11 protein-coding genes and 1 other annotated feature are annotated in these 12,303 nt (G+C 34.5%); all 11 genes read right to left on the reverse strand.

All coding sequences use genetic code 11. From position 1 onward, the window contains the following. Nucleotides 1-111: 111 nt before the first annotated feature. On the reverse strand, nucleotides 112-1,101 hold the full coding sequence (gene dapF, locus NST49_RS10865) for a diaminopimelate epimerase (protein WP_023177404.1): 990 nt from the start codon (nucleotides 1,099-1,101) through the stop codon (nucleotides 112-114). Nucleotides 1,102-1,210: 109 nt separating this feature from the next. Beyond that, nucleotides 1,211-3,994, reverse strand: a complete 2,784-nt coding sequence (gene ileS, locus NST49_RS10870; RefSeq protein ID WP_341048540.1) for an isoleucine--tRNA ligase — start codon at nucleotides 3,992-3,994, stop codon at nucleotides 1,211-1,213. Nucleotides 3,995-4,116: 122 nt separating this feature from the next. Further along, nucleotides 4,117-4,340: a binding site (T-box leader), on the reverse strand. A gap of 5 nt (nucleotides 4,341-4,345) precedes the next feature. Beyond that, nucleotides 4,346-5,032, reverse strand: a complete 687-nt coding sequence (locus tag NST49_RS10875) for a DivIVA domain-containing protein (RefSeq protein ID WP_341048543.1) — start codon at nucleotides 5,030-5,032, stop codon at nucleotides 4,346-4,348. A gap of 82 nt (nucleotides 5,033-5,114) precedes the next feature. Beyond that, the gene (locus NST49_RS10880) at nucleotides 5,115-5,897 is read right to left on the reverse strand and encodes a YlmH family RNA-binding protein (RefSeq protein ID WP_034536419.1); all 783 of its coding nucleotides are present in this window, start codon (nucleotides 5,895-5,897) and stop codon (nucleotides 5,115-5,117) included. Nucleotides 5,898-5,917: 20 nt separating this feature from the next. Further along, nucleotides 5,918-6,205, reverse strand: coding sequence for a YggT family protein (locus NST49_RS10885; RefSeq protein ID WP_023177398.1), 288 nt, complete (start codon nucleotides 6,203-6,205; stop codon nucleotides 5,918-5,920). 20 nt (nucleotides 6,206-6,225) lie between these two features. Beyond that, nucleotides 6,226-6,714, reverse strand: coding sequence for a cell division protein SepF (locus tag NST49_RS10890; protein WP_341048547.1), 489 nt, complete (start codon nucleotides 6,712-6,714; stop codon nucleotides 6,226-6,228). 47 nt (nucleotides 6,715-6,761) lie between these two features. Beyond that, nucleotides 6,762-7,436, reverse strand: coding sequence for a YggS family pyridoxal phosphate-dependent enzyme (locus tag NST49_RS10895; protein ID WP_023177395.1), 675 nt, complete (start codon nucleotides 7,434-7,436; stop codon nucleotides 6,762-6,764). A gap of 2 nt (nucleotides 7,437-7,438) precedes the next feature. Next, the gene (ftsZ, locus tag NST49_RS10900) at nucleotides 7,439-8,698 is read right to left on the reverse strand and encodes a cell division protein FtsZ (protein ID WP_023177393.1); all 1,260 of its coding nucleotides are present in this window, start codon (nucleotides 8,696-8,698) and stop codon (nucleotides 7,439-7,441) included. Nucleotides 8,699-8,734: 36 nt separating this feature from the next. Beyond that, on the reverse strand, nucleotides 8,735-10,066 hold the full coding sequence (gene ftsA, locus NST49_RS10905; RefSeq protein ID WP_023177391.1) for a cell division protein FtsA: 1,332 nt from the start codon (nucleotides 10,064-10,066) through the stop codon (nucleotides 8,735-8,737). A gap of 133 nt (nucleotides 10,067-10,199) precedes the next feature. Beyond that, on the reverse strand, nucleotides 10,200-11,162 hold the full coding sequence (locus tag NST49_RS10910) for a cell division protein FtsQ/DivIB (RefSeq protein WP_023177389.1): 963 nt from the start codon (nucleotides 11,160-11,162) through the stop codon (nucleotides 10,200-10,202). Nucleotides 11,163-11,185: 23 nt separating this feature from the next. After that, nucleotides 11,186-12,289 carry an undecaprenyldiphospho-muramoylpentapeptide beta-N-acetylglucosaminyltransferase gene (gene murG / locus NST49_RS10915; protein ID WP_023177387.1) on the reverse strand — a complete coding sequence of 368 codons (1,104 nt, stop codon included), beginning with the start codon at nucleotides 12,287-12,289 and terminating at the stop codon, nucleotides 11,186-11,188. Nucleotides 12,290-12,303: the final 14 nt, after the last annotated feature.

Genomic DNA, 12,303 nt, shown 5'->3' on the forward strand with positions numbered 1-12,303 from the left:
GACTACTTATTTTCTTAAAGTAATAAAATCGATTACAAAATTATTATAACTCAGGGTTTTTCTTTTTGCAAGGGTTTACTTTGCTTTAACAGAGACATTTTCAGAAATGAATCACTTTATATTAATATCGGAAATATGCTTTATAAAATCATGGTAATTTTTATTTTCATCTAACCTTATTTGTTTATTGTTGGCTAGCTGATGATTTAAAATATCTTTTAGTGAAATAGAAATCTTGCTAAGATACGTTGCATTGCCAATTAGATCCATCCAATAAGTTCCATCCTCTTTTTGATGAACGATTGTTTGAACCATGCCACCCGGATTAGTCACTTGAACTTTTTCTTCTAATTTACCGCTTTTTAATAATACATACATTAAACTGCTGGCTGCCATTGCTGTACCACAAGCATTTGTAAAACCTACTCCTCTTTCAAATGTACGAACAAATATTTTTTGATTGCCTAGTTCTTCGACGAAACTAACATTAACTCCATCAGGAAAATAAGGATTTGCTCCATTTAAATAAGTCGCTAGTTCTTTAAGCTGTGAGCTTTCCATTGTTTTATGATCGACAAAACTAATTAAATGAGGGTTTGGTACTGCTACGGCAGAAAAACGCAGCCCAGGTGCTAATTCAGGCAGTTCTTGATCAATAAAAGTTTCATCTGCCCAATTAAAAGGCAATGCATCTACATTAAAAGATACCGGGGAAATCTCTACTTGAAAAGTTTGAATATCTTTTCCTAAGTCTTCTGCTTTTTTTACATGGAGATCTGCATGCATCGTCTCAACCACCAACTCATCTTGGTTGTGTTTTTCAGAAAGATAACGAGCAACAGTTCTTAATCCATTGCCGCACATGCTGGCTTCGCTGCCGTCATAATTGATAACTCTCATGCTTTCGCCAGTTGCTTTATGCTTTGCAGCCCCGACTAAAAGAACACCATCTGCTCCATTTAAAAGTCCTTCATTGCGATCTGTAATAATTTTAGTTAAAGAAACCAGCTCATCTTCGCTCAATGTTCTTTCTAATACTGTTTCATCTAAAATAAAAAATTCGTTTTCTGATCCATGTACCTTGATCAACTCTAATTCCATTTAACTGTACCTCCTGCTTTTTTCTTATTTTACCCATCCTCATTTTAAAATACAATAAAAAATGTGTATTCAAGGACAATCTCTTGAATACACATTTTTCATATAAATTTTATTCAGCTTCTGGAACTAATGCTTCTGGAAAATGTTCTTCAACGATTGCTGCACAACGAGCACAAAGTGTAGGAGCATTTGGATTAGAACCCACATCTTCTTTAATTGCACGACATCTTTCACAAGTTTCGCCGTGGGCATGTTCTACAACTACTGCGACAGATTCAGAACGGGTAGCATAACTTGGTGCTTTATCAATCGATTCTGCTATTTCTAAATCTGAAACAATCAATAATTGAGCTAAATTACTATTCAATGAAACAAATAGATCTTTTGTTTGTTCTGTAGGATAAAGGGTCACTTTTGCTTCAAAAGATTTCCCTATGATTTTTTCATTACGTGCTTCTTCAAGTGCTTTTTGAACCACATCACGAACATCCATAAATGCATTCCACATATCCATTAATTCAGCTTCATTCTCATAGCTGTCAATAGCAGGCACATCAGCTAATTGAACAAACTCTTCTGATTCACTTAAAAATGACCAAATTTCTTCAGCTGTATGAGGTAAGATTGGTGTTAATAATTTTGTTAATTTTACCAATACTTCATAGAAGACAGTTTGCATTGCACGACGTTCGTAAGCATCTTCAGCTTCGATATAAACCACATCTTTAGCAAAGTCCAAGTAGAACTGAGATAAATCAACTGTACAGAAGTTATTGATTAATTGATAGATAGAAGAAAATTCATATTTTTCATAATGTCCTTCTACTTTTTCAACCAATTGATTTAAACGAATCATCATATATTTATCTACTGAACGCAAATCTTCAAAAACAACACTATTTTCTGAAGGTGTGTAATCAGCTGTATTTGCTAATAAGAAACGCATTGTATTACGAATCTTACGGTACACTTCAGATACTTGTTTCAAAATTTCATCACTGACACGCACGTCTGCTTGAGTATCTACACTAGAGACCCACAAGCGAATAATGTCAGCTCCCATTTGTTTGATAACTTTGCTTGGTGCAATCGTATTGCCAATAGATTTACTCATTTTACGGCCGTCACCATCTAAAACCATTCCTTGAGAGAGAACTGTTTTATAAGGAGCTTCTCCATTGATGGCAACACTGGTTGTAATGCTTGAATTGAACCATCCACGGTATTGATCTGATCCTTCAAGATACATATCTGCTGGGAAAGTTAAATTCTCTCTTGCTCTTAAGACAGCTTCATGGGATGATCCAGAGTCAAACCAAACATCCATAATGTCTGTTTCTTTTGTGAAAATATTGTTTGGACTTGAAGGATGAGTGAAACCTTCTGGCAATAAGTCTTTTGCTTCACGTTCAAACCAAACATTTGAACCAAATTCTCCAAATAAAGAAGCTACATGTTCAATCGTTTCAGGCGTAATGATGGCTTCGCCATTTTCACCATAAAAAATTGGTAACGGTACTCCCCAAGCACGTTGACGCGAAATAACCCAATCTCCACGATCACGAACCATGTTATACAAGCGTTGCATACCCCATTTTTGAACCCATTCGACCCCTTCAACAGCTTCTAAGATGTCTCCACGGAACTTATCAATAGAAGCAAACCATTGCGGTGTAGCACGGAAAATAACCGGTTTCTTAGTTCTCCAGTCATGCGGGTAACTATGAGTAAAGAAGTTTAATTTTAATAATGCCCCTTCTTTTTTCAACCACTCTGTGATTACTTTATTACCATCATCGTAGAAAATACCTTCTAATCCTGGTGCTTCATCTGTAAAGCATCCTTTATTATCAACTGGAGACAATACACTTAATTTATATTTTTGTCCAACGATAAAGTCATCGTCCCCATGTCCTGGAGCTGTGTGAACAAGTCCTGTACCAGCTTCGAGCGTCACATGATCTCCAAGGATCACTAAAGAAGTACGATCATACATTGGGTGTTGAGCTGTCATATATTCCAATTCTTTTCCTTTTAATTCTTGAATCGTCTCAACTTGATTCCAACCAATTTCTTGTGTCACTGTTTCAATCAAATCTTTTGCTACAACATATTTCTTCCCGTCAGCTACAACAACTGAATAATCGTATTCAGGATGAACAGTAATGGCAAGATTTGATGGAATAGTCCATGGAGTCGTTGTCCAAATCACAAAAGAAGTGTCTTCATCAATTAGACCTTTGCCGTCAACTACCTTAAATGCTACATAGATACTAGCTGATTTAACATCTTTATATTCGATTTCGGCTTCTGCAAGAGCAGATTCACTAGATGGTGACCAATAAATGGGTTTCAAACCTTTATAGATATAACCTTTTTCAGCCATTTTTCCAAATACTCGAATTTGTGCTTCTTCATATTCTTTAGTAAGTGTTACGTATGGATGATCCCACTCGCCAGCAACCCCTAAGCGTTTAAAATCTTCTTTTTGTTTATTCACTTGTTCCCATGCATATTCTTCACATAGTTTACGGAATTCAAAAATACTCATTTCTTTACGTTTTACACCTTTATTTGTTAATGCTTGTTCAATTGGCAGACCATGAGTATCCCAACCAGGAACGTAAGGAGAGCGGAATCCAGACATTGATTTATAACGAACTATAATGTCCTTGCTGATTTTATTTAACGCATGTCCGATATGAATGTTCCCGTTTGCATAAGGTGGGCCATCATGTAAGACGAATGTTGGTTTGCCTTCGTTTATTTTTTGACGTTGTCCATAAATATCTAATTCTTCCCAGTTTTTTTGCCATTCTAACTCGCGTACTGGTAAATTTCCACGCATTGGGAATTTTGTTTTGCCTAATTGTAATGTTTCTTTCATTTTCATCAAAGATCTACCCCTTATTCTTTATAATTTATATCTGTCCTAAAAAAATATCAAGCTCATCATACAGCTGAGATGGGCCAATTGCAACTTTTCTTCATTCCACAAAAAAAAGACTCCTTCCCCAGAGGGACGAAATCTTCGTGGTACCACCCAAATTCAGAAGAAAAAATAAGTTTTTCTTCTCTTAAGTAATTGTGTAACGCCAATTAAACGGTCAACTTTACTTTAATTCAAATTGACACTCATGGAGGATCTTACAAATAGAAGGGACTGTTAGGCTTTCACTATTCGCTAACTCGCTTAGTTTAGTATTCTATCGTTTTTCTGTTCCATTCTCTGCTTTAGTTTTATTTATTTAGGTAATTCAATTGCTGGCAATGTTCCTTCAATTGAAGATTCTTGTGCATCGTTATTGTCTTCTGTTCCATCAGTGCTAACTACTTTTACCACTTCAGATGACTCATCATTTACTTCATTACTTGGTTCAGTATCCGTAGCTGTTGATTGAGTTTCAGCCTGATTCACACTAGATAATATTTCTTTCAAGGTAGGAATATTAAGGGTCTCTTCTTCAGTAGGTCTTAATAGATCATCCCATTCAGAATTTTTGACCATTTCTAATTGTGATTCTATCATAATTTGTAATCGTTGTTTAAAGACTCGGCTTTGTTTTTTCAATTCATCTGTTTCAGATGTGATTTTTCTAGCTTTCGAAACAGCTTCATCTAATAAACGATCCGCATTTTTTTCTGCTTCAAGACGAATAATATTCGCTTCTTTAGCTGCATTTTCTTTCAATCTATCCGCTGCATCTTGTGCGACGATAATTGATTTGTTTAAGGCATCTTGCAAATTATTGAAGTGTCCTACTTTTTCTTCAGAAAATTGCAAACTTTTTTCTAACTCACGTTTTTCTTTTAAAACCATTTCGTAGTCCTTAATGATTTGATCTAAATAATCGTTTACTTGATCTTGATCGTAGCCTCGCATCTTGACAGGGAACTCTTTGTTATGTATATCTAAGGGAGTCAACACCATATAAGACACCTCCATTTTTTTAATTTAACGTGCTTTACTACTAAATTATCATAAACTCTATTACAAGTAAATGAGTTCATCCTTATTTATGCAAAACGCCTAATTGAAGACGCCATTTATCTTTTTTAGTTTTACCTTCAATTTCTTGTACCTGTAATCGTCCATACCCGCGAACTGAAACAATATCTAATAAACCAATCTCAAAATCGGGACGACTTAATTCTACCCAATTTAATTTTACTTTACCAGATTCAATCATTTGTTTTGCTCGTTGTCGAGAAATCTTAAACACACTAGAAACGACCGTATCCAAACGCATGGATGATACTGTTTCACTTTCAATAGTCCAATTATCTATCGGTATTAAAATATCCGTGTATTTTTTTTCTTCCATTCGGACCGAAACCTTACCAATACTGATAACTTGTTGTTCTACATAATTAATAGTAGTTTTTTCAACAAATACTTGCCAACGTACCCCATCTGAAACAATATCACCAAAGTAATCTCTTTTTAGTCCCGTTGAAAGTAAGGTACCTAATACTTTGCCATGTGATAACGTTGCAAATTTTGTAGGATACCGTATTTCAGAAATACTAATTTCGAAATCATCTTGTGTTGGTGTGAAATATGCAGGACAGATAAAAGCTCTTACTCTCTCTGCCGCTTCATATCCACCAAAAGAATGAATTGTAATCTCATTATTTTTTCCAACTATTGTCTTAACGATATGCAATTGACGAGGATCTAAAAAATTTGTTAAATAAGGAGTATACTGATCTTCTACGCTTCTTATCCAACCAATGACTGTATCAATAAAGGGTTGCTCTTCTTTTCTAAAATGTTGATAAACATTTTCAATCATAAGAAAAACACCTCCTTCATTTAATATAGAACATTCAAAATTAGTCTAAAGAGTGAAAATAATCCACCTTTAGCTAGATTTAAAACCACCAGTGCAACGATTCCTGAAATACTGAACATTCCAATTGGTGGAATATACCTTCTAAAAAAGCCTAAATAAGGTTCACATATCGTTCCTAATAAACGGCCAAATTTTGATTGATAAGCTCCAGGTAACCAAGACATTAAGATATAAACAACAATGAGGGTAGAATAAATATCTATTGCTTTTACAAGCACAACATAAAGTAATGAAATAAAATCAACCACTATTCTTTTTCCTCTTTTCTTTAATAAAAATCTTTTTCTTGCGTAATATCCGATAGCATTCCATCGATTTCAACATTCTTAGGTGTACAAAGGAAAATTTCGTCTCCGATACGTTGAATGTCTCCATTAATGGCATAAATCGTACCTGTCAAAAAGTCAACGATTCTTTTAGCTTGGTCTTCTTCAATACGAGTGAAATTTAATACAACGGATTGATTAGCAAGCAATAAGTCAGCAATTTCTTGAACTTCAGAATACACTCTTGGTTCAAAAACAACAATTTTTGATTGATGTGAAATATCCGGATTTTTCATTGAAATAACTTTATTTGTTGCTGCTGGTTCACGTCGAGTATTAAATGCTTTTTGATTCTTTACTTCTTGCTTTAATTCATTTTTCTTTGCTTTATTTAATACTTTTTCTTGCTGATGATCAGCTACTGGTTCTAACTCGAATTCTTCCTCATCGTTTAAGCCAAAAAACTGAGAAAAATTAGTTAACATACCCATTCAAAGTCCTCCTTTTAAATCAATTCCAATTTTATCGAAATCGATTATTAGTCAAAAAAAGACGTTCCAATTCGAACAAAAGTTGCTCCTTCTTCAACAGCAATTGTGTAATCTTTACTCATTCCCATACTAAGTTCAGTACAAGGTGCATACGAAAGATTCTTTTTTTTAATCATTTCCTGTAATTCTCTTAATTGAATAAAAGCTGATCGGATAATTGTCTCACTAGCATCCAACGGTGCCATAGTCATTAAGCCGACTACTTTTATCTTAGTATACTGTGAAAGGCTGACAATAAATTCAGTCAATTCATCTGGGCTTACCCCACTTTTAGAATCTTCGCCCGTCACATTTACTTGAACAAAACAAAAAATTGTCTTTTGAGCTCTTTTTTCAATTTCTTTTGCTAACGACAAACGATCAAGAGCATGAAAGTAATCAATAGAATTGATTACTTTTTTTACTTTTCTGGTCTGAAGGTTCCCAATATAATGCCAGATCAGACAGTCATCGTCGATTTCTTCTTGCTTCAATGCTAAGCCCTCAGGACGATTTTCTGCAAGATGAATATACCCTTCTTCAATTACAGCTCTTGTTTGTTTACTGGAGACGCTCTTAGTTACTGCTATAACTTGTACACTAGAACGTTCGCGACCAACTCTTTTTAATGATAAACCTAACTTGCGTTCGATTTCACCACAATTTTCTTTAACAGAATTCATTTTTATTTACGGCGTCTTCTAAAGAATGGTGGAGTATCAAGATTATCTTCTTCAGAGTGATTATCTTGTTCTTGCTTTTCTTCACGTTTAAAAATATCAAATTCAGGTTTTTCATTTTGCTGAGTTAGGTCATCTGATGGAGCTTTGGCTCTTTGCTCACGCAAACTAGGTTCACGGCGAATATCCCAGTCGCCAAATGGATCTTTTGTTTGGTCAGATTGTGTAGCTGATGTTTCAGGCACAATTCTTTGTGTAGAAGCATTTCTGTTTCTATCACTTGTTTGTGGTTTTACTTCTTTTGCTTTAGTTGTATCGATCCCAGTCGCAATAACGGTTACGATAACATCATCACCTAAGTTTTCATTAATAGAAGTACCAAAAATAATATTTACTTCTGTCGTAGAGGCTGCTGAAACGATGTCTGAAGCATCTTGAGCTTCGAATAATGTTAAATCAGATCCCCCAGTGATATTTAACAATACAGATTCTGCTCCATCGATTGAAACTTCTAATAAAGGAGAAGAAATAGCTTTTTTAGTCGCTTCAACTGTACGATTTTCACCACTAGCCATACCGATTCCCATCAATGCTGAACCTTGGTTTTCCATAACCGTTTTTACATCGGCAAAATCTAAGTTTACATATCCAGGTGCAGTAATTAAATCTGAAATTCCTTGTACACCTTGTCGTAAAACATTATCCGCTTCATGGAAAGCCTCAAGCATCGGCGTTTTCTTGTCAACGATTTCTAATAAGCGATTATTAGAAATAATCACTAGAGTGTCTACGTGTTCTTTCATTTGTGCTACACCTTCTGCAGCAAAACGTCCACGTTTTGGTCCTTCAAAAGTAAATGGTCTAGTAATGACCCCAACTGTTAAAGCCCCTTGTTCTTTAGCAATTCGAGCCACGATTGGCGCAGCACCAGTACCAGTACCGCCGCCCATACCAGCAGTTACAAAAATCATATCAGCTCCACGCAATGATTCAGCAATTTGTTCTTCGCTCTCTTCAGCTGCTTTACGTCCGATTTCAGGATTTGCACCAGCTCCTAATCCACGAGTCAATTTAGGCCCAAGTTGGATTTTAACTTCAGCATTTGAACCTGCTAAAGCTTGTAGGTCAGTATTTGCTACGATAAATTCTACACCTTGTACATTTTCATCTATCATGCGGTTTACAGCATTATTACCAGCTCCACCAACACCTATTACTTTAATGATTGCTCCATTAGCTGGGTTTGTATCAAATTCTAAGTCCATTCCGTTTTCCTCCTACTACAATTTGAATGCATTTATTTAATCAAAGAAATTTGAGATAAAGCTTTTAGCTTTAGAACTCCATTTGTCTTCACTTTTCTTTTCTTTTTTGATAGGTTTTACTTTTTCAAATTCTAAAGAACTATCTTCAATATGGTCTGAAGGATACTCTAATTTAGTATGATGAGATGTATCTTCATTTTTAGCAATTCCTAATTGATATTCTTTCACTATCTGATGAATTTCATCTAAATTAGCTTCGTGTTGAATCAAGCCTATTCCTGTAGTAAATGTAGGGTAACGCATACCCATTTGATTTGGTATATATAATTTCACTGGGATTTCAAAAATATCCTCAGCCAGTTCTACTATACCAGGCAAAGCAGCAGCTCCACCAGTTATAATAAGTCCCCCTGGCAATTCTCTTGCTCCTACTTTATCTAACTCAGTCTTGATTTTTTCAAAAATCTGAACCAACCGAGCTTCAATAATTTCTGATAAGTAGCGTTCGTCAATTTTTACTGGTTGGTTCTTGCCAATCACTTCTACTGGAAATTTTTCTTCTTGAGAAGTTTCTTCTGGCAAAGCGTATCCATAATCACGCTTGATTCTTTCTGCGTTTTCAACAGTAGTATTTAATACAACGGATATGTCTTTTGTTACGTAATCTCCGCCTTCTTGATCTACATAAGTGTATTTCAATTGGTGATCATGCATAACTGAAGCAGTTGTTTGACCGCCTCCCATATCAACAAGGATGGTACCAAAATCTCTTTCTCCGCTAGACATTGTTATACTACTAGCAGCTAAAGGTTGTAAGACAATATTTTGAATGTTTAAACCAGCTTTTTCAACACAACGTTTTGTGTTATGTAAAATGGTCTTTGGTCCAGTGATCATGATAGCATGCATTTCTAATCGAACGCCAATCATTCCTCTTGGATCTTTGATTCCATCAAATCCGTCAACAATAAATTCTTCTGGTAATATAGTCAAAATTTCTCTTTCTGGAGGAACCGATTTGACCATTGCAGCTGCCAAAACATTTTGGACATCTGTTTCAGTGATTTCACGATTTTCTCCTGATACTGCTATCATTCCGTGACAAGCTTCTATTTCAACAGAATTACTTGGAATTCCAACAATAACATTATAAATATCCACATTAGCTTTTTGTTCAGCTTGTTTAATAGCTTTATTAATTGATTGTACAGTTTTATCGATGTCTACGATAATTCCGCGATTTAAGCCTTCTGATTTTTCATTTCCTACTCCAATAATATTCATTTGTCCATTGATGTATTCAGCTACAACTACTTTTATTGAAGTGGTTCCAATATCTAGACTTACATACATTTCAGTATTTCCCATTCATTGAAACCTCCTGTATCATCTTTTTTATTAAAAACTATAATTAATACTAATTTTACCATATGCATTCTCAATTTACGAAGTATTTCAGTATTTTTTTGTAATTATACAAAAGAAATTTCGTTATTTAATGCTACTCTCCTGCTTCTTCTAAATCGATTTCAACGCTATTTTCTTCAGGAGTTGTTTTTTGAGCATTCTCTTCATCTTTTTTCTTGTCATTGTATTGAAAAGGAGAAAAATATGCGCCTACTTCTATATTAAAAGTTCCTTTTTGATCCCCAATTTTTTTCACCATATCAGGATAATAAACCATTTTTTCAGCAAAAGAAGGAATAGAAGCAATTACTTCATTTCCATCGTTCATGTAGATTTTAATAAGATAGTCATCAATATCGTCAGGAGTATACTCAATTTCTGAAATACTATTTTGAGTCGTTTCATTAATCGCTTTATATTGATCAATCATTAAAATTAAAGCTTTATTTTCTTCAAAGTTCTTGAATATTGGAGGATTTCCTATTGATACTTTTCTACTTTCATTTACAATTTTGCCATTTTCTAGAATATTGTAATACTTATTGTCTTCAGCTAAATAAGCCACTGTTTTATATTCTTCAACTTTTATAGTGTAGTCATTTAATCCACTCAAAGAAATCTCCATAGCTTTTACTTGTGGCAAATCAGCTAAGACCATTTTAGAGATATTTTTTCTTTCGAAGAAAATTCCCCATAGATTTTTCCCGGATTTAATCTGGCTGACATCAATTATTTCTTGATCTGCTACTTCTTTTGTACCACTAACAGATACCATGTCTACCTTACTTAAAGGACTTATAAAATATACAACTATTAAAATTGCAAATGAAAATAATAAAATAAGCGTAATCAACCGTGTAAGAAGATTTTTTTGACGTTGCTTTTTTAATTTTGGTAACGTGTGCTCTAATGATTGAGGCTTTTTACTTACTTGCTCTTTCTTTTTGTTAACAGAAAAAGATTGATTACCATTATTAGTTGTTTTACTCGTTCCAACTTTTTTGAATGGAGGCAGATGCAACTTAAATGATGATTGATTCTTTTTTTTCTTGTTCATGCACCTATCCTCCTTTCTAAAAGTTATTTTTTAACTATTTGGTTTATTACTTCAATCAATGTATCAGAAGCAAAAGGCATACCACTTTGCTTAGCATTTCCGGCCATTTCCTGGCGCATTTCCGGATTTAGCATTAGTTCATCCAATGTTTGAACTAAACTTTCACCAGTTAGTTCTGTTTCTTTTATTAACGTTGCAGCTTGCTTATTGACTAAACTTTCTGCATTTTTTGTTTGATGATCATTCGTAACATACGGACTAGGAATCAATACACTTGGCAAACCTAATGCTGTAAGTTCTGCCAATGTCGTAGCCCCACTTCTTGAAACAACTAGTGAAACAGTAGTAAATACTTCTGGCATATTGGAAATGTAAGATACAACTGAGACATTAAATTTGTCATTATTGATTTGAGTCAACTGATTTTTAATTTTTTCATAATGTACATCACCAGTAACCATTAAAACTTGATAGTCCTTAGTAGCTAACATAGGCAAAGCTTCGATAAATGCATCATTGATTCTTTTGGCTCCTCTACTTCCACCAAAAATTAATACCGTTGGTTTTTCTGAATCCAAATTGTAAGCTTCTAAAGCTGCTTTTTTTTGTACATTACTTACTTCTTGTGCTCTAGGATTACCAGTAAAAACAACCTTTTCAGCATATTTAGCAAAGTCATTTTTTGCTTCTTCAAAACAAATGGCAATTTTGGTCACATAACGTGCAAGAAATTTATTTGTTATACCTGCAACGCTATTTTGTTCATGAATAACGCTAGGAATTCCTAACTTTGATGCAGCATATACTACAGGGGCACATACATACCCTCCAGTTCCGATAACGACATCAGGCTGAAAGTTTTTAACAATTTTTTTTGCTTGCTTAATACTACTAATAAACAGCTGAATCGTTTTAAAAGTATCAAGAGACAGCGAGCGTTTGAATCCTTTTATTTCTACAGATGCAAAAGGAATACCATAGTCTTTTACAATTCTGCTTTCTAATCCTTTTTCTGTTCCGACATATAAAAATTCGGCTGTTGGATCTACTTCTTGTATTCGACGCATTAGTGCGAGTGCTGGATAGACATGTCCACCAGTTCCTCCACCGGATAATAAAATTTTCATTAGTTATCAGACCA

Origin of the sequence: Carnobacterium sp. FSL W8-0810 (assembly GCF_038007125.1) — a bacterium.
GTDB classification, from domain to species: Bacteria; Bacillota; Bacilli; order Lactobacillales; family Carnobacteriaceae; genus Carnobacterium_B; species Carnobacterium_B inhibens.